This window comes from Jatrophihabitans sp. YIM 134969 (assembly GCF_054456675.1).
In genome coordinates this window covers 67,411-85,228 of the sequence record NZ_JBTJEQ010000010.1, presented here as the reverse complement: position 1 = coordinate 85,228, position 17,818 = coordinate 67,411, and the positions used below count along the sequence as shown (strand labels likewise).

Here is a 17,818-nt window from a genome sequence, read left to right as displayed (position 1 = left end):
CCCGTCGACGCCGGGTCAGATCTGGTTGGTCCCGCCGTCCACGTAGAGGTTCGCGCCGTCGACGTAACTGCTCTGGTCCGAGGCCAGGAAGGCCACGACAGCCGCGGCCTCCTCCGGTCGGCCCATCCGCTTGCGGGGCACGGTCGCCACGACGTTCTCCCGGACCGCCCGGGCGACGTCCTCGTCGCCGAACGCGGCCGTCCCGCCCGGCGTCTCGATCCACGCGGGTGAGACCACGTTGACGCGGATGTCCCGATCCTTCAGCTCGACCGCCCACGTCCGGGCGAAGGACCGGACGGCCGCCTTCGACGCGGCGTAGGCGCCGAACGCCGCGACGCCCCGGTCGGCGGCGGTCGAGCCGATCAGGACGATCGACGCGCCGTCGTTGAGCAGCGGCTGCGCCTTCTGCACGGTGAGCACCGTGCCGCGGACGTTGACCCCGAAGGTCTGGTCGAGGTGGTCGGCCGTGGTGTCCGCGAGCGTCACGAAAGCCGCGACGCCGGCGTTGGCCACCAGCACGTCGAGGCCGTGGCCCCGTGCGCGGACGGCGTCGTACAGGCGGTCGAGGTCCGCCGGCTCCGAGATGTCGCCGACGACCGCCGTGGCGCGGCCGGGGCCGACGGCACCCAACGCGCTCTGCAGTTCCGCCTCCCGCCGGCCGGTGATGAACACGTGCGCGCCGTCGTCGGCCAGGCGGACCGCGGTGGCCAGCCCGATGCCGCTGCTGCCGCCGGTCACCACCGCCGTCTTCCCGTCGAGCTGTCCCATGAGGTGTCTCCGTCTCGTGCGTCGGTTCGTGCGAACACCTCCAGCATGCGGATGTCGGCCGTACGATGCCTCATGTCCAGTCCACGATCCGTTACGCATCGTCCAGAGGAGGTGCCGTGCTCGGGTTCGGCGATCCGGTGGCGGACGCGATCGGTCTGCTCCGTCCGCGCACGGTGGTCGGCCCGAGCGTCCGGGCGACCGGCCGGTGGGGGCTCCGGTTCCGGGCCTTCCCGCACGTCCGGACCGGCGGTCTGGTGCGCGGCCGTTGCTGGCTGGTCCTCGAGGGGCACGAGCCGGTACCCCTGCGGCAGGGCGACACGTTCCTGCTGGGCAACCCGCCGCCCTACGTGCTGGCCAGCGCTCCCGACGCCCCGACGCGGGCGGCCGAGCCGGTGTTCGCCGCCGCCCACGACGGGCTGGTGCGGATCGGCCGCGAACGCGAGGACGACCTGTACCTCTGCGTCGGACACATCGGCTTCGACGACGAGAACGCGGCGCTGCTGACCGATCTGCTGCCACCGGTCGTGGTCGTCCGCGCCGACGAACCCCACGGCGCGCGGCTCGCGCAGCTGATCGACCTGCTGGCCACCGAGGTCGGCCTCGCCGCCGCGGGCGGTCCGCTGGTGGAGAACCACCTCGCGCAGATCCTGCTCGTGCACATGCTGCGGGCCCACGCGGGCCGGACCGACCGACCGACGGGCTGGCTCGGCGCGCTCAACGAGGACGGCGTCGGCACCGCCCTGCGCGCGATGCACGCGGACGTCTCGCACCCGTGGAACCTGCAGGAACTCGCGCAGGTCAGCCACATGTCGCGCTCCGCGTTCGCGCAGACGTTCAAACGTCACGTCGGCGTACCGCCGCTGGAGTACCTCGGCCAGTGGCGCATGAGCCTCGCCCGTGACGCCCTCGCCCGCGAGACGGTGTCGATCTCGAAGCTCGCACGCGCCACGGGCTACGGGTCCGAGAGTGCCTTCAGCACCGCGTTCCGCCGTGTCGTCGGCTCGTCACCCGCCCAGTTCCGGAACCAGGCCCGGCAGGTGGCGCCGGTCAGGAGCGGTCGGGCGTGACCGCCTCGACGCGGACGACGGGCTCGAGCGCGCGGACCCGGGCCAGGAACGCGGCGGTGGCCGGCCGGGCCTCGTGTTCGTCGAGGGCGTCGCGGTCGCGGTACACCTCGTAGAAGATCCGCGACCACGGCGCGTCGATCACGGTGTGGGTCGTGTACACCAGCGTCCCCGGCTCGGACTCCACCATGGTGGGCACCACCTCGGCCACGAGGTCGTCGAACGCCGCCGCGGCGTCGGCGTCGGGCAGGTCGAACCGGACCACGAGTGCGTACACGCAGCGGAGTGTGTCACTTCAACGGGTCGTGGCCCCAGTTCATCAACGAGTACCGCCACGGGGTCTCCTCGAGTTCCGACCTCGACGTGTCGGGCTTCTGTTCGAGGTGGCGCGACACGTACCCGTGCACGCGCTTCATCTGCGCGAGGTCGTCGTCGGTCAGGTCGGCGACCTTCGTCGTGAGCAGATCGACGATGCGTCGTCCGGACTCGTGCCCGGTGCTCTCACCACTGCCGCCCTTCTTCTGTCCGACGGACTTCGACTCGTCGGTGTCCAACCACGTCTCCAGCTCCGACGCGGTCATGTTGACGGCCTCGTGGAAGTCGTCACGGATCTGCTTGTCGTCATCGGCCATGTCGGGTACCTACCCGCGAGCCCGTGCTTCACCGCCACCCTCATGCCGGACGGGTCTCCGCAGATGACCGAGACGTGGGTGGACCGCCTTCAGCCGGCCAGCGCCGCCGGTGGAAGCGGGACCGAGGTGGGTTCGGGGTCGGCGTCGTCCAGGACGAGGCGCGCGACCCGTCGGTACGCCGACCGGAGCGCCCGGGCGACGACCGGCCGTTCGAGGCCGAGACGTCCTGCGGCCTCGGCGGCGGTCAGACCGTCGAAGTAGACCAGCCGGACGACGCCGCGTTCGACGTCGTCGAGCGCCGCGAGCATCTCGGCCGTGGTCACGCGCGGCAGGTTTCCACCCCGCTGGGGACCTCGTCCACTTGTCGCTGCAGAGATTGTCCCCTGAACAGAACGCGGCCGGCGACTCAGCGGGGCCGGGCCTCGGCGACGACGGCCCACAGCGGGTCGCCGCGGTAGGAGCGGTCGGCCGGCGTCCGCAGCGACGCCCGGGCCGGGGTGAAGCCACCGGCGCGGCGCAGGTAGTCCACGACGATGCCCGCGCGGCCCTCGTCGTCGGCCGAGAGCCAGCCGTGCACGGCCTTGGTCGGGAAGCACCGGTTGGAGAAGGTGATGACGACGGAGCCGCCGGGCCGCAGCACCCGCGCCACGTCGGCCAGCACCTCCACCGGGCGGGTGAGGTAGTCGATCGACACGCAGCACAGGACGGCGTCGACGTCGTCGTCGGGCAGCGGGATCCGCGGATCGACGTTGAGGTCGTGCACGATCCGTTCGGTGGCCACGGGGTTCGCGTCGAGTTCGACCGCGTTGAGGCCCAGGACGACGAGCTCGGCCGGTGGCGTGCGCAGGTGCGACACCCACGACGACATGAGGTCGAGGACGCGTCGGGGCTGCGGCGCCGATCCGTCGACCGCCAGTTCGGCGTAGAGATCGCCCACCGCGGCGATGGCGGCGTCGTCGATGTGCGTCACCAGCCGCGGCGCCCGGTAGAACTCGCCGTCCGGCCGGTCGTCGTCGCGGGACGTGAACCAGGAGGGCAGCGCGTCGGTCACGCCCCGAGTGTGCGCTCGGCCAGGATGAGCGGGTGGACCAGCGCCTGAGCTTCATCACGCTCGCCGTTCCCGACCTCGCCCGCGTCCGGGAGTTCTACCTCGACGGACTCGGCTGGACCGCCGAACTCGACATCGCCGACAGCGTCGTGATGATCGCGGTCGCGCCGAGGGTGGTGCTCTCGTTGTGGGCGGAGGCGGAGTTCGAGGACGAGGTCGGGCCGGTACGCCGCGGCGAGGGGGTGGCGCCGATGACGCTGGCGCACAACGTGGCCACCCGCGAGGAGGTCGACACGACGCTGGCGCAGGCCCGCGCGGCCGGCGCGTCGCAGGTGCGGCCGGCCACCGATCGCGAGTGGGGCGGGTACAGCGGCTACTTCTGCGACCCCGCCGGGTTCTGGTGGGAGGTCGCGTGGAACCCGGGTCCGGTGGGCCGCAGCGTGCTGCCCTAGAGGTCTTTGCGTCGCACCGACGTCCGCCTGACACGACGCGAACGCGCCGCGCTCGCCGTGGCTCTGGCGGGTTCGCGCCACCGGCGCGAAGACGCTCCAGCGGGCTGCCCACAGGGTCGCGACGCGCCTGAACACTGACGGCGACCCGCGTCGTCGTCGGAGGTTTCCCTTGCGCAGCAGCACCATCCGCTCTCTCCTGACCGTGCCCGCCCTCACGGCCGGCCTGCTCGTCACCGTCACCCTGCCGGCGACGGCGGCACCGCCAGCAGCGCCCGCTCCCGCACCGGTCTCCCCCTCGACCGCCGCGCTGCCCGACGCCACGATCACGCTCGTGACGGGTGACCAGGTCACCGTCGAGCACCGGGGCGGCCGGCAGTCGGTGGTCACGCACGCGGCCGACCGGGGCGACGCCACCGCACCCGTGGGGTTCTCGATGTTCGTCCTGCGCGGCGACACCTTCGTCGTGCCGTCGGACGCCGCTCCCTACCTGGGTGGGCTGCTGGACTGGTCGCTGTTCGACGTCAGCGCGCTCGTCCGGGCGGGAGCCGTCTCCGGAGCCGCCACCCCGCTCACCGTCGTCGCCGACGACGCCGGCGCGCGACCCGCCGTCCCCGGAGCGAGCGTGTCGACCGCACGACCCGCGGCGGTGCCGCACGGGACCGACGTCAGCGCGGCGTCCACGGCCAGCGAACCGGTCGCGAGCGCTGCGACGTTCGGCCGCCGCCTGGCGCTGCGACTGCAGGCCGACGTCGCTGTCGCCCACGGCGGAGCGCGTCCGGCGAGCGCCGGTCCTGATGCGTTCGCGGGCATCCGCACCATCGCCCTCGACAGCGCCACCGCGCACCCCGTCGACCCCACGGTCGCCGGCACCGGCGCGGCGGCGGAGGACCCCGGCTTCGTCATGGAGACCCTCGGTCTCAAGGCCATCGGACGTGACGGCAAGGCGCCCAACGCCGACTTCGCCGGCAACGACGGGTTCTTCCTCGTCACGGACCTCGACGACCCGGCGGGTTTCGACGCCGAGATCCCGGTGACGACCGCGAAGCAGAAGTGGAGCGTGCCCGCCGGAACCTACGACGTGCGCGCGCAGGTGAGCACCTGGTTCCAGAAGACGATCCGGTTCGACGACGGCACGGTCAGCACGGTCTGGGACACCAGCACGTCGCTGCTCTGGCAGCCGCAGGTCGCGGTCACGAAGGACACCACGTTGACCTTCGACGCCCGCACGGCGAACGCGGTGCCGCTCATCGCCACTCCCGACGCGGACACGACGGCCGGGTGGCGGACCAGCGACGCCTGTTGCACCCCCGTGGCCGAGTTGATGACCGACCGCACGTCGACCGACGACAGCCTCGACCTGCCCTTCGCCGTCGAGCGCGGGCCGAGCCTGCTCGCGCACGGGGTCATCGCCTCGGAACTGTTCGCCGCGCCGTCACCCGGCGCCGTCACCAAGGGCCACCGGCGGTTCTACGAGGAGGAGGAGCTCGACTCGCCCGCGACCGGGCACACGTACAACCTGCGCTACCCGTCCGCGGACGGCTCCGTGCCCCCGGCGTTCCCCACGAAGGTGGGAACAGCCGCGCTGGCCGCGATCCCGGAGACGTTCGCCAGTGAGGTCCCGGGCCGCACGGGCTGGCACGTCCGGATCGGCCTCGAGCCCTGGGAGACGACCGGGCTCGGCGAGGCCGCGCCCGTCGTGGAACCGGCGCACATCACCGGGTACGTGCTCGCCGACGGCCACGACCGCACGACCGTGTGGAGCGAGATCGCCACCCCGATCGACGAACCGCAGTACCGCAACGCGGACATCTTCACCGGGCCCTACCAACGCTTCCAGCCGGGCGGGCAGACGCCGGTCGAGTGGTTCGCCGGGCCGGAGCGGCCGGGTGTCGCGGATCCCGGGACGCTCCCGGCCGGTGTGACGGAGACCTGCGCGGCGTGCCGCACGCCGAACTCGATCGGCTTCGACGTCTCCCCCTACGTCGACGGCAGCAACGACCACCGGGCGTCGGCGCTGGTGACGGCACCGTTCCGCGGTCCGTCGCTGACCGACACCGAGGAACTGGACGAGATCGTCAACGGATCCCTGGTCGCGAGCACCACGACCGCGACCGACCCGAGCCTCGGCTCCGGCGTCACGACCCTGCCGGCGAGCCCCGGGTACGGGAGCTACGAGCTGGACTACACGGTCGACCGCAACGCGCCGTGGTCGTCGCTGGCGACGTCGACGACGACGCGGTGGACCTTCGGCTCGGCGCCGTCGACGACCACCACCCCGCTGCCCGCGGGCTACACCTGCGGTGCGCTCACCGGCGCGTGCTCGGTGTTGCCGCTGGTCGTGCTCGACTACCAGGTCCCGCAGGACGAGCACACCGGTGTGACGGCCCCCGGCGCGGTCACCTTCACCGTCCGCGGTCGTCACCTCCCCGGCGCCACCACCACCGCCACGATCCAGAACCCGAGCGTGCAGGTGTCCTACGACGACGGCACCTCGTGGCAGCGGGTCAGCGCGGTGCAGTCGGCGGGCGGCGGCACGTTCCGCGTCACCGTCCAGACGCCGGACCCGACCTCGGTGACCGGCTTCGTCTCGCTCAAGATCTCCGACGACGACAGCCAGGGCAGCGAGGTCAGCCAGACCGTCGTCCGCGCGTTCACGCTGGCCGGCAGCGCCGCGAGCCGCGGCACCGGGGTGGGCGACCCGGCGGCCGGCACCCCGCGTGGCACCGGCACGGCCGGCACGTCGGCCGCGGTGTGCGCGGCCCCCACCGCCACGACCGCGGCCTGCGACGCCCTGGTGCGCACCGGTGACGACGGCGCCCCGCTCATGACGAAGGCCGCCACGCTGACGACGCCACCGTCCGGGTACGGCCCGGCCGACATCGCCAGCGCCTACAAGCTCCCGGTGTCCCAGGGCGGCGGCCAGACCGTTGCACTGGTGGACGCTCCGGGCGACCCGAACATCGCGGCGGACCTGGCCGTCTACCGCAAGCAGTACGGACTTCCGGCGTGCACGGTCGCGAACGGCTGCCTCACGATCACCGACCAGCTCGGTGACGGACCGCCGTCGCCGCCGTCGTACGACCCCGGCTGGGGGCTGGAGACGGCCCTGGACCTCGACGCCGTGTCGGCGGCCTGTCCGAAGTGCCACCTCATGCTGGTCGTGGCCGACTCCGCGTCGATCCCCGACCTCGGGCAGGCGGTGGACACCGCGGTCCGGCTCGGTGCCGACGTCGTGTCGAACAGCTACGGGCTGTACGAGAACCCCGCCGTCAAGGGTTTCGCGAAGGACTACCAGCACCCCGGTGTGCCGATCGTCGTCAGCTCCGGTGACATCGGCTTCGGCTACCACGGCACGCTGGGCGGCGCCCAGTTCCCGGCGAGCGTGCCGCAGGTGACCGCCGTCGGCGGGACCCGGTTGACACCAGACACCGGTGTGGGACGTGGTTGGGACGAGACGGCGTGGAACGACGGCGGGAGCGGCTGTTCGGCGTACTTCGCCAAGCCGTCGTACCAGACCGACGCCAACTGCCACATGCGCACGGTGGCCGACGTCGCGGCCGACGCCGACCCGGCGAGCGGGCTCGGCATCTACGACAGCGCCTACACCAGCGGCGGCGGCTGGTACGTGGTCGGTGGCACCAGCCTCGCCGCGCCGTTGATCGCCGCGGTGTACGCGCTGGCCGGGAACGCCGCCACCGTCGGCGGGCCGGGGTACCTCTACCAGCACCGCTCGGCGTTCCACGACGTCACCTCGGGATCGAACGGGTACTGCGGCAGCACGCAGAACCGCTTGTGCAACGCGGTGAAGGGCTACGACGCCCCCACGGGCGTCGGGACCCCCAACGGGATCGGCGGTCTGTGAGTCCGGGCTCGACGCCTTGTCGTCGGACGACGGGTCGAGCGATCCTCGATCGGTGGGTGTGCTGGCCGACGTCGGGATCACCGATCGCGAGGAGTCCGTCTACACCGCCCTGATCGACCGGCCGGGGTCGACGGCCGCGCAGCTCGCACCACGCTGCGGTCTGTCGGCCCCGGCCGTCACCCGGGTGCTGTCCGGGTTGCGGGACCGCGGCCTGGTCGTGCGGGAACAGGGACGCGGCAACCGTTGGTCCGCCGTCGGACCGGGAGCCGCGCTCGACGTCCTCGTCCGGCAACGTGCGGACGCCCTCGACGAGGTCCGGCGCACGGTGGCCGGGCTCGCCGAGCGACACGAGGTCGCCAGCCGGCTCGAGGGGTCGGGCGAGATGGTCGAGGTGGTCAAGGGCGACGAGGCCGTCCACCGTCGGTGGTTGCAGCTGCAGTACAGCGCGCGGACCTCGATGCGGGCCTTCGACAAACCGCCGTACCTGTACACGGGGAACCCGGCGGAGACGGTGCTCCTGCGTCAGGGGGTCTCCTACCGCACGGTGTACGACCGCGACGCGCTCACCGCGCCGGGCAAACTCGACCGCATCCAGGTCTCGCGCGAGGCGGGCGAGGTCTGCCGCATCGGCGACAACGTGCCGATGAAGTTGTTCATCGCCGACGAACGGATGGCGCTCGCGCCCCTGCACGAGAGCGCGGACATCGAGAGCGCGGTGGTCGTGTACCCGTCGGCGTTGCTGTCGGCGCTGGTGGCGTTGTTCGAGTCGTTCTGGGAGCGCGCCGTCCCGTTGCGCGACGTGGACTCCGGCCCGCAGCGCTGGTCGTCGGTGCTGACCCCGTTGCAGCGCGAGATCCTCGACCTGCTCGACGCCGGACTCACCGACGAGGCGATCGGACGGCACCTCGAGGTCGGCTACCGCACCGTGCAGCGGCGCATCAGCGAGCTGATGGACCAGTTCGGGGCGCACACCCGCTACCAGCTCGGGGTGCAGACCCAACGGCTGTACCGCGACGACCCGGCGGACGGCTGACGGGCGGGCCCACGATCACCGGGTCCGCCGGGAGCGAACGCGCCGTCACCCGCCGTGCTGCAGCTCCAGCGGCGTCACACCGGGCGGGTCGAAACCCATGACCTGACCGTAGAAGGCCAACGACGACTCCAGGGCGTCGACGACGGTCTCGCGCCGACGGAAACCGTGCGACTCCCCCGCGTACGTGCGGTAGGCGTACGCGACCCCCCGGGCCCGCACGGCCTCGACGAAGCGTTCGGCCTGCGACGGCGGCACGATCGGGTCGTCGAGCCCCTGCAGCACCAGGACCGGCACGGTCAGGCCGTCGACGTTGTTGACGGGTGCGCGGCTGTCGTACAGCTCCCGTGCTTCGGGCAACGGGCCGATGAGGCCGTCGAGATAACGGGATTCGAAGTCGTGGGTCTCGGCGGCGAACTGGATCAGCTCGGTGACGCCGAAGTACGAGACGCCGCAGGCGAACGCGTCGGCGCGCGTCAGGCACGACAGCACGGTCCAGCCGCCGGCCGATCCGCCCTCGATGGCGAGGCGGCCGGTGTCGGCCATACCGGCGTCGACGAGTCCACGCACGACGGCCACCGTGTCCTCGACGTCGACCACGCCCCACCCGCCTCGCAGCCGCTCGCGGTACTCGCGGCCGTAGCCGGTCGACCCGCCGTAGTTGACGTCGACGAGCCCGATCCCCCGGCTCGTCCAGTAGGCCACCGCGGGTGACATCGCCGGAGCCACGCGACTGGTCGGGCCGCCGTGGACCCACGCCACGAACGGGGGAAGCTCACCCTCCGGTGCGGTGACGTCGGGGTTCGTGGGCGGGTAGACGACGGCGTGGACGTCGCGCCCGCCCGGTCCGGTGAACGTCATCAGGCGGGCTTCGGCGAACCACTTCGGGTCCGGCAGGTCCTCCACCTCGAGGCGGACGTCGGACAACGCGCCGGAGTCCAGGTCGAGCAGTCGGATGCCGCGTGGCAGCCGGGATCCTCCGGTCCCGAGCAGGGCCCGACGGCCGGAGACCTGCTGCAGACCGACCGCGGCCACGCCCGGTAGGTCGACGTCGGTCGCCGTCCCACTAGCCGGGTCGATCACCACAAGGGTGTCGGTGCCGAGCGTGCGGACGGCGAGCACCGTGCCGTCGTCGAGCAGGGTGTACCAGCGCAGGCCGAGCGTCCAGAGCGGGCCGCCGACCTCGGCCTCGACCGGGTACAGGTTCCGCGGCTCCGTGCCGTCCAAGGGCACCTCGTGGAGGTTCCAGAACCCGGTGCGGTCGGCGACGGCGTACAGCCGTCCGTCCGGCGTCCACTCCGGCTGCAGCACCGACTCCGGCGGTACGTCGGTGCCGGCGGAACCCATGAGCGTGCGCGCCGGACCGAACGTTGCATCCTGCTGCAGTTCCGCGACGCGCAACTCGGTGCCGTCCCACGGCATCTGCGGGTGTTCCCATGCGATCCAGGCCAACGTCGTGCCGTCGGGCGAGAGCCGTGCCCCGGCCAGGAAGTGCGAACCCCCGACGAGCGAGCGCACCCGCGACGGGTCGTCGGCCGCCGAGCCGTCGAGCGGCACCGCCGCGAGGTCGCGGTGGACGCCGTCCGCGTCGTGCACCTCGCGCACGCACCACACCTCGTCGCCGACGATCTGCAGTTCGCCGTACCGCCACGCCGCCGGTTCGGGCGGTGCGGCTGTCAGCGCCTGCGGTTTGTCGCCAGTGTGCAGGAGGTACAGGCGTTGGTCGCTGAACTCGGCGAACACGAGGTCGTTGGCCGCGGTCAGCGTCCAGGCGCCGCCGCCGTACTCGTGCACGCGGGTCCGCGCGTCCCACGGCGCCGGCAACACCTCGTGCACCTTGCCCGCCGCGTCGCGCCGCAGCACCGCGTAGCGCCCCGCTTGCGACGGCCGCAGCTCCAACCACCAGATCTCGTCGCCCACGAAGCGTCCGCCGCCGACCGGGTGCGACCCCGCCGCGACGTCGTCGGCGGAGATCGGCGAGGACCAGGAACCGTAGGGGGCGACCTGAACGCCCGGAGCAGTCACGTCGTCACCCTAGGCGCGTCCGACCACCGCCTCGAGGTGGGCGGTCCGTGGTGTCGCCGCCACCCGCGTGCAGCACTGCTGCAGATCTGGTGCCGGAGCGACGCATCTGCAGCACTGCTGCAGCGAGGCGGGAGCACAGGGGCTGTCGCTACCGAGAAACATCCGTGAATCATTGACTTTTCTCTTCTGAGCCGTAGAATCGAACGCATGAACACCCCGCCCGTCGACCGCCTCGCGCGGATCGCCGAGCTGGACGCGCAACGGTGCCGACTGGCCGCCGAGATCGCCCGGGAGACCGCGGCGCTGGCGTCCGAACAGCGCGCCGCGATCGAGGTGGAGATCGCGACCGTGCCGAAGCCCGGTGTGGGTCGGGCGCGGCGGCGGGAGCACGCCCGGCGGCAGCTGGTCACCGAACTCGGGCAGGCGCTGAGGGTGAGCCCGTGGCACGCCGGGCAGTACCTGCGGTGGGCGGTCGAAGCACCTACCGACACCCCTGGCACGTTCGCCCTGCTGGAGCGCGGGGAGTTGTCGGAGCGGCGGGCGCGTCTCGTGTTCGACCAGGTCGCACCGTTGGAGCAGGTCGACCGGCAGATCGTCGACGCCGGTATCGCGGCGAACCTCCACGGGTGGGGCGACCGGACCCTGACCCGCCGCACCCGCGCCGCCGTGCAGGAACTCGACCCCGCCGGCGCCTGCGCCCGCGCCGCCAAAGCTGCCACCGAGCGGCGGGTCAGCACCCGCCCCGCACCTGACGCCATGGGCTGGCAGACGCTGCTCGCCCCGATGGTGCAGGTCGTGGCCTGCCGTGCCGCGCTCGAGCAGGCCGTCAGAGACGCCCAGGCCGCCGGGGATCAACGCGCCCGCGACCAGATCATGGCCGACACCGTCGTCGAACGGATCACCGGACAGACCTCGGCCGCCGCAGTCCCGTTGGCCGTCCAGCTGGTCATCACCGACCGCACCCTGCTCGGTGCCAGCAACGCTCCGGCCCGCCTGGCCGACGGATCACCGATCCCGGCACCGCTGGCCCGGGCGATGGTCCTCGACACCGACGTCGCGCACCGCGTCAGGCGACTGTTCTGCGACCCCGTCGGCCGGCTGATCACCGCCGAGACCGCGTCCCGTCAGTTCACCAAGGCCATGGCCGACTTCGTGGCACTGCGTGACGAGGACACCTGCACCACCGCCTACTGCGACGCGCCCATCAGGCACGTCGACCACCACCAACCCCACACCCACGGCGGACCCACCAGCCTCGCGAACGCCCGCGGCATGTGTGTCTGGTGCAACCAGACCAAATCCGACCGCATCCCCGACGCGGCCGCGCCGACCAAGAACCCACCGACCCGACCACCCGGCCGACGGCGACGCCGGTCACGCGTCGAACGGATCGCGAAACGCAAGATCGCCGCCGCTGCCCGGTCGCCCCTTGTCGAGCTCTCTTCCGAGTTCCATCGCGATCGTTGCATGAGCCACCAGTAGGTGGGTGCACCGGATCGGTGCCCGTGCTGACGACGGCGGTCGGTGAAGCGGGTCCTGGTCAGGATGTTGGGTTCACTGAGCCGGTGTGTCGGCCTGGTCGCCGGCCGAGTCGTCTGATGTGAAGATCCGGCGCCAACGGTCACGCCCTGCGTCCACCCGGTCGAACCAACGACCAGTCGTCCAGGCGCAGCACCAGCAGCATCCGGTGTCCGACGAGCATCGCGGTGCGCGCGACATCCGCGAACATGTCAGCGATGTCGAATGCGGTGGTGGCATCCTCCTCGGCGAACGGGTCGAACGCCTCGAAGACCAGCACCGAACCCGCGGCCGCCCTCACTCAGACACCTCATGGGAGCAGACCACACCCGGGGCGGGTACCACCCGCGGCATTGCTGACGTGCCCCACACCTACCCGCAGGGTGTACCGAGCTGGAGCGGTCTGAAGGCGCCCTACCCGGAGGCGGCGAAGAAGTTCTACGGCGGGCTGTTCGGGTGGATCTTCGAGACCGTCACCCCGCCAGGTGCGCCGCCGTACGCGATCGCCCGGCTCGACGGCGCGGACGCGGCGGGGCTCGACGCCGGTGAAGCGAGGTGGAGCACGTACGTCGCGGTCGACGACGTCGAGGCGTCAGCGGCGGCGGTCACGGCCGCGGGCGGCACGGTGACGTCCGGACCGGACGACACCGGGCCGGCCGGACGCAGCGCGAGTTGCACCGACCCGACCGGCATGCCGTTCCGACCCTGGCAAGCCGGCCTACGACTCGGGGCGCAGGTCACGAACGTCCCGAACGCGTGGAACTTCAGCAACCTGCACGCGGCCGATCCGGCGCTCGAGTTCTACGAGGCGGTGTTCGGGTGGCGACGGCTCGGTGGCGACGACGGCCTGATGCTGCAGGTGCCGGGTCACGGCGAACACCTGCGCACCACCGTCGACCCCGACATCCTCGAGCGGCAGGCCAACGCACCCGACGGTTTCGAGGACGTCGTCGCGGCGGTGCAGGGCCCGAACGCCGACGGCGGACAGCGCTGGAACGTCATGATCACCGTGGTCGACCGCGACGACACCGCCGCCCGCGCCGAGGGTCTCGGGGCGGACGTGCTCGGCCGGGCCGAGGACGGCTGGACCAGGACGGCCCTGTTGCGAGACCCGCAGGGCGCGGTGTTCACCGTCAGTCAGTCCGCCCCGCCCGACGACTTCTGAGGCCGCCCTCAGACGTTGGCCATCGCGCGGACCGTCGGCATGAGCGCCGTGCCCTCGGGTCGCGTCCGCGTCCGGGCGACCAGGTCGTCGACGGCGAGTGACCACGACGGGAACGCGAACTCGAGGCCCGCCCCGAGCAGCCGACCGGGCACGACCCGACGGCTCTTGCGCAGCAACTCGGGCTCGGTGCGCAGTGCCCACGCGCCGAGCCGGACCATTCCGGCCGTCGCAGGGAGCCCGAGCCGCACGTCCCACGCCCTCCGCAGCTCTCGCTGGAACGTTGCTTGCAGCAACGGTTCGGGCGCGGTCAGGTTGACCGGCCCGTCCAGGTCGTCGTGGTGGATGAGGAAGTCGACCGCGCGGACCAGGTCGTGGTCGTGCAGCCACGACACGTACTGCCCGCCGCCCGCCACCGCGCCGCCGGCGCCGACCCGGGTCAGCATCGACAGCGCGTCGAACGCCCCGCCGCGGTCCGGGCTCATGACGATCGCGGTCCGCATCGCGACCCGACGGGTGTGCGGCAGGTCCGGAGCCTGGAGCGCGGCCTCCCACCGCCGGGCGATCCGCACGCTGTACTCCCACGACAGCGGCACCCCGGGCTCGTCGCCGCCGATCACCCCGGTGGCCTCGTCCTGCTCGCGGCCGCGGCTGTCGGCGTAGATCGTCGCGGTGCTCGCCTGCAGCCACACCGCGGGCGGACGCGCCGCGCGGGCCATGGCCTCGCCGACCACCCGGGTCGACTCGACCCGCGACCACATCATCTCCCGCAGGTGGGCGTCGGTGTAGCGGCAGTTGACCGACCGGCCGGCGAGGTTGACCACGACGTCGGCGCCGTCGACCTCGTCGCGCCAGTCACCGAGCGTGCGGGCGTCCCACGCCACCGATCGGACACCGGGTTCGAGCGGGCGCGGGCTCCGGCTCAGGACCACCACGTCGTGGCCCTGCGCCGCGAACGCGCGCCGCAGGATGCCACCCACCTGCCCGGTGCCGCCGGGAACGACGATCCGCATGGGACCCACCGTAGCGCGTTTTGAACACGTTCAAAGGGCCAGCATGGCGAAGGCCACCGCCCCGGCCGTCGCCACGTTCAGCGAGTCCACGCCCGGTGCCATCGGGATCCGCACCGCCACGTCGGCCGCGTCGATGCTGGCGTCCGGCAGTCCCGGCCCCTCCGCCCCCAGCACCACCGCCCACCGCGCGGGCGGGGTGAAGGAACGGATCGCGACGGCCTCGGCGCGGGGCGTCAGCGCGACCGTCGTCAGGCCCGCGGCGCGGGCGGTGGCGACGGGGTCGTCGGCGACGGCGAACGGCACCCGCAGCACGTGCCCCATCGAGACCCGCACGCTGCGGCGGTAGAGCGGGTCGGCGCAGGTGGGATCGAGCAGCACGGAGTCGAGGCCGAACGCCGCGGCGTTGCGGAACACCGCGCCGAGGTTCTCGAAGTCGTTGAGCCCCTCCAGCACCACGACGCGCCGCGCCGTCGTCAGCACCGCGGCCGGTTCCAGCGGCAACCCGCGGTCGGCCGAGGCCAGCACCCCACGGGTGACGCGGAACCCCACGACCTCCGACAGCAGCCACTTGTCCGCGACGTACACCGGCAGGTCCGGCACCTGCTCCAGCACCGGGGCGAGCGCCTCGACCCGTGACGGCACCCCGAACACCGCGCGCGGCTGGTACGGCGAGTCGAGCAACCGCTCGACCGTCGACCACCCCTCGGCGATGACCACCCCGCGGCGGTCGGGTCGGACGTCGGCGTCGGTGAGGTCGCGGAAGTCGGCCAACCGGGGGTCGGCGGGGTCGGTGACCGGGATCAGCGGCATGACACCACTGGACCACGCGGCGTCAGCGGACCGGCAGACCCGCCTCGTGCAGCAACCGCTCGAGGCGGCAACGCTCCTCGTCGCGGTGACGACCGAACCCGATCGTCAGCAGGTCGGTCGGCACGCTGAGTTCGTGGCAGGCGGTGAACAGGTAGTCGTCGTAGGCGCGCATGACGCCCTCCCACCGCACGAACGACACGTCGTCGGACATCGCGTCGATGACCGACCGCAGCCGCCGCAGGTGGTGGGCGACCTCCTGGATCGGGCGGCCGCCGAGCGGAACCCGCACGACCGTGGCGCCGACGACGGTGGTCATGGTGGCGGTCGGGGTGGCGACGTGGCCGGCGCACTCGGCTTCCCACATCACGAAGTCGCGCGTGACCCGACGGACGGTGAGGGTGCGGGCGCGTCCGACCGGACGCAACGCATCGACGGATCGGCCGGCGAACCGGCGCAACCGCCCCCGTGACCAGGAGCCGGACAGGCTCATCGCACAAGGCTAGATCGGTTCGGGCGCCGCCGCACCGGGGTTGTGACGGGTGGGACGACACACTCTCAGGGGTTTCGACGGCCGTTCGGCCACCGAACTCCTCACCACGGGTCCGGGGTCGCCATCCGGTCGAGGACGGGCAGCGCCGCGGTGAGCGCGGCGAGTTGGTCCGCGTCGAGTTGGTCGAGCACCTGCGACAACCAGGCGTCGCGGGCGCGACGTTCGGCGTCGACCACCGCGGCTCCGGCCTCGGTGACGGCGAGCCGGACCGCCCGCTTGTCCGAGGCGTCGGCCTCGCGGGTGATGAGGCCGCGCTCGACGAGCGCCGCGAGCACCTTGGTCATGGTCGGCGGCTGCACCGACTCGACGGCGGCGAGGTCACCCGCGCTCATCGGCCCGGCCACGGCGAGCACCGCCAGCGCCGACAGCTGCGAGAGCGACAGCGACGTGTCGACCCGGTTGGCCCGGATCCGGCGCGCGAGACGGAGCACGGCGCTGCGCAGGTCGTGGGCGAGGGCGGCGTCGTGGTCCGCGTCCGCCGCGTCGTCCGCTGGCACGCCCGGGAGCGTAGCCGCCGCCGTGTCCGCCACTAGCCTGACGCCCGTGACCGACGACCACCGTGAGCCGGAGCCGGAGCCGGTGATCCTGCGCCCGGTCGAGACCGACACCGGCCGGATCGTCACCACCGGCACGGCCGCGTTCGGTGTGGCGTTCGTCGTGTTGCTGGTCCTGCGCTTCAGCGCCCCGGACTGGACCCGTGACCACCCCGACTGGCTCTGGATCGCCCTGGCGGGCGTGGTGCTCGGGCTCATCGGGCAGGTGCTGGTCGGGCGTCACCGGCGCCTGGGCCGCACCCGCTGACCTCCGCGGTCAGCGGCGGGCGGGCCCGACCGAACCGCGCACCTGCGCCACCGGGGTCAGCAGTTTGCGACGCGACCGGGTGTCCTGCTCGATGGCCCGCACGGTGCGGCTCACGGCGTGCGAGACCAGGGCGTCGACCGGCCACCGGTAGTTCGACAGTGGCGGCGAGAGCAGTCGCGACACCGGGTGGTCGTCGTAGCCGAGCACGGAGACGTCGTCGGGGATCCGCAGTCCGAGTCGCCGGGCCGCGGCGTACACGCCGTAGGCCATCGAGTCGGCGAGGCAGAACACGGCCGTCGGGGGGTCGTCGACCTCGAGCACCTGCGCCGCGACGTCCGCGGCGCCGTCGAGGTCGTGCGGCGACATGTGGAACGACAACGACAGCCCCAGCTCGCCCGCCACTCGCCGCGCGGCGATCTCGGCCGGACGCTCGGGAGTGCTGCGCGACGACGGCGTGAGGATCGCGATCCGGCGGTGACCCGCGGCGGCCAACTGCTCGAGCGCCGCGGCCGCTCCCGCGTCGTTGTCGAAGACGACCTCCACGGCCGTGGCGGCGCCGGCGAGGCCGTCGCCGATCGAGACCAGCACGGTCCGCTCGGCGAGGTCGGCCCAGTGGGCCCCGCCCGGGTCGACCCACAGCACCATCAGGGCGTCGACCCGCTGGTCGACGAGTTGTGCGGCGAGCATGGCCTCCAGGCCGGGGTCGTTCGACGCGTCGACGATGAGGGCGTGCCGGCCGGCGTCCAACAGCCCGCGGCCGAGCGCGGCGGCGACGCCCTGCTGCCAGCCGTCCTCGAGCGAGCCGCACAGCACCCCGACGTACCCGGTCCGACCGGACGCCAGGGCGCGGGCGATCGGGTCGACCTGGTACCCGAGGCGGTCGGCGACGTCGCGAACCCGTTCCTGGGTCTCGGTCGGGACGTGCAGGCCGCGCAGGGCGTAGGAGACGGTGGCGGTCGAGAGACCGGACTCCTGCGCGACGTCGCGCAGGGTCACCCGCTTCGGCCGCTCGCGCACGCGACGACTGTAACGAGGAGTTGACGTGCGCGACTCCCGTGCGGGGCCGGTGAACCGCTACAGTGA

Annotated in this window: 19 protein-coding genes; 7 read left to right on the top strand and 12 right to left on the bottom strand. The window is 72.8% G+C overall.

Features of this window, described 5'->3' with window-relative positions; all coding sequences use genetic code 11:
* Window positions 1–15: 15 nt before the first annotated feature.
* Window positions 16–768 carry an SDR family NAD(P)-dependent oxidoreductase gene (locus ACXR2U_RS07785; protein ID WP_458824397.1) on the bottom strand — a complete coding sequence of 251 codons (753 nt, stop codon included), beginning with the start codon at window positions 766–768 and terminating at the stop codon, window positions 16–18.
* 116 nt (window positions 769–884) lie between these two features.
* Here ACXR2U_RS07785 and ACXR2U_RS07780 point away from each other — a divergent pair, with 116 nt between their 5' ends.
* The gene (locus ACXR2U_RS07780) at window positions 885–1,835 is read left to right on the top strand and encodes an AraC family transcriptional regulator (protein WP_458824396.1); all 951 of its coding nucleotides are present in this window, start codon (window positions 885–887) and stop codon (window positions 1,833–1,835) included.
* Here the strand turns inward: ACXR2U_RS07780 and ACXR2U_RS07775 are convergent.
* The 4 genes from ACXR2U_RS07775 to ACXR2U_RS07760 all read right to left on the bottom strand — a co-directional run bounded on the left by ACXR2U_RS07775 (window position 1,816) and on the right by ACXR2U_RS07760 (window position 3,515).
* A complete protein-coding gene (locus tag ACXR2U_RS07775) occupies window positions 1,816–2,109 on the bottom strand; it encodes a putative quinol monooxygenase (protein ID WP_458824395.1) in 294 nt (97 codons plus the stop codon). The two genes, ACXR2U_RS07780 and ACXR2U_RS07775, sit on opposite strands and share 20 nt — an antisense overlap.
* A 13-nt stretch (window positions 2,110–2,122) precedes the next feature.
* On the bottom strand, window positions 2,123–2,464 hold the full coding sequence (locus ACXR2U_RS07770) for a DUF3140 domain-containing protein (RefSeq protein WP_458824394.1): 342 nt from the start codon (window positions 2,462–2,464) through the stop codon (window positions 2,123–2,125).
* Between the two features lie 89 nt (window positions 2,465–2,553).
* Entirely contained in the window at window positions 2,554–2,787 is a 234-nt protein-coding gene (locus ACXR2U_RS07765; RefSeq protein ID WP_458824393.1) for a sigma factor-like helix-turn-helix DNA-binding protein, read from the bottom strand.
* A gap of 83 nt (window positions 2,788–2,870) precedes the next feature.
* On the bottom strand, window positions 2,871–3,515 hold the full coding sequence (locus ACXR2U_RS07760) for a class I SAM-dependent methyltransferase (RefSeq protein WP_458824392.1): 645 nt from the start codon (window positions 3,513–3,515) through the stop codon (window positions 2,871–2,873).
* Window positions 3,516–3,547: 32 nt separating this feature from the next.
* Here ACXR2U_RS07760 and ACXR2U_RS07755 point away from each other — a divergent pair, with 32 nt between their 5' ends.
* The 3 genes from ACXR2U_RS07755 (at window position 3,548) to ACXR2U_RS07745 (ending at window position 8,859) form a co-directional block, all read left to right on the top strand.
* Window positions 3,548–3,964, top strand: coding sequence for a VOC family protein (locus ACXR2U_RS07755; RefSeq protein WP_458824391.1), 417 nt, complete (start codon window positions 3,548–3,550; stop codon window positions 3,962–3,964).
* Between the two features lie 169 nt (window positions 3,965–4,133).
* Complete coding sequence (locus ACXR2U_RS07750; RefSeq protein ID WP_458824390.1) at window positions 4,134–7,826, top strand: S53 family peptidase; 3,693 nt, start codon at window positions 4,134–4,136, stop codon at window positions 7,824–7,826.
* Window positions 7,827–7,878: 52 nt separating this feature from the next.
* Complete coding sequence (locus ACXR2U_RS07745) at window positions 7,879–8,859, top strand: helix-turn-helix domain-containing protein (protein ID WP_458824389.1); 981 nt, start codon at window positions 7,879–7,881, stop codon at window positions 8,857–8,859.
* Window positions 8,860–8,904: 45 nt separating this feature from the next.
* Here ACXR2U_RS07745 and ACXR2U_RS07740 read toward each other — a convergent pair whose 3' ends face one another.
* Complete coding sequence (locus tag ACXR2U_RS07740) at window positions 8,905–10,881, bottom strand: S9 family peptidase (protein ID WP_458824388.1); 1,977 nt, start codon at window positions 10,879–10,881, stop codon at window positions 8,905–8,907.
* 207 nt (window positions 10,882–11,088) lie between these two features.
* On the opposite strand from ACXR2U_RS07740, the gene ACXR2U_RS07735 reads away from it, so the two are divergent.
* Window positions 11,089–12,363 (top strand): HNH endonuclease, encoded by a 1,275-nt coding sequence (locus ACXR2U_RS07735; RefSeq protein WP_458824387.1) that lies wholly within the window; start codon window positions 11,089–11,091, stop codon window positions 12,361–12,363.
* A 139-nt stretch (window positions 12,364–12,502) separates the two neighbouring features.
* Here the strand turns inward: ACXR2U_RS07735 and ACXR2U_RS07730 are convergent, their stop codons facing one another.
* Window positions 12,503–12,679, bottom strand: coding sequence for a hypothetical protein (locus ACXR2U_RS07730; RefSeq protein ID WP_458824386.1), 177 nt, complete (start codon window positions 12,677–12,679; stop codon window positions 12,503–12,505).
* Window positions 12,680–12,760: 81 nt separating this feature from the next.
* Here ACXR2U_RS07730 and ACXR2U_RS07725 point away from each other — a divergent pair, with 81 nt between their 5' ends.
* Window positions 12,761–13,564: a VOC family protein gene (locus ACXR2U_RS07725; RefSeq protein ID WP_458824385.1), complete on the top strand. Its 804-nt coding sequence runs from the start codon at window positions 12,761–12,763 to the stop codon at window positions 13,562–13,564.
* Window positions 13,565–13,572: 8 nt separating this feature from the next.
* On the opposite strand, the gene ACXR2U_RS07720 is transcribed toward ACXR2U_RS07725, so the two are convergent.
* The 4 genes from ACXR2U_RS07720 to ACXR2U_RS07705 all read right to left on the bottom strand — a co-directional run bounded on the left by ACXR2U_RS07720 (window position 13,573) and on the right by ACXR2U_RS07705 (window position 16,431).
* Entirely contained in the window at window positions 13,573–14,574 is a 1,002-nt protein-coding gene (locus tag ACXR2U_RS07720; RefSeq protein ID WP_458824384.1) for an epimerase, read from the bottom strand.
* Between the two features lie 30 nt (window positions 14,575–14,604).
* Window positions 14,605–15,384, bottom strand: a complete 780-nt coding sequence (locus ACXR2U_RS07715) for a TrmH family RNA methyltransferase (RefSeq protein ID WP_458824383.1) — start codon at window positions 15,382–15,384, stop codon at window positions 14,605–14,607.
* Between the two features lie 22 nt (window positions 15,385–15,406).
* Entirely contained in the window at window positions 15,407–15,874 is a 468-nt protein-coding gene (locus tag ACXR2U_RS07710) for a hypothetical protein (RefSeq protein ID WP_458824382.1), read from the bottom strand.
* 101 nt (window positions 15,875–15,975) lie between these two features.
* Window positions 15,976–16,431, bottom strand: coding sequence for a MarR family winged helix-turn-helix transcriptional regulator (locus ACXR2U_RS07705; RefSeq protein ID WP_458824381.1), 456 nt, complete (start codon window positions 16,429–16,431; stop codon window positions 15,976–15,978).
* Between the two features lie 46 nt (window positions 16,432–16,477).
* Between ACXR2U_RS07705 and ACXR2U_RS07700 the strand changes: the two genes are divergently transcribed.
* Window positions 16,478–16,735, top strand: coding sequence for a DUF2530 domain-containing protein (locus ACXR2U_RS07700; protein ID WP_458824380.1), 258 nt, complete (start codon window positions 16,478–16,480; stop codon window positions 16,733–16,735).
* A gap of 9 nt (window positions 16,736–16,744) precedes the next feature.
* Here ACXR2U_RS07700 and ACXR2U_RS07695 read toward each other — a convergent pair whose 3' ends face one another.
* Entirely contained in the window at window positions 16,745–17,752 is a 1,008-nt protein-coding gene (locus ACXR2U_RS07695; RefSeq protein ID WP_458824379.1) for a LacI family DNA-binding transcriptional regulator, read from the bottom strand.
* Window positions 17,753–17,818 lie beyond the last annotated feature (66 nt).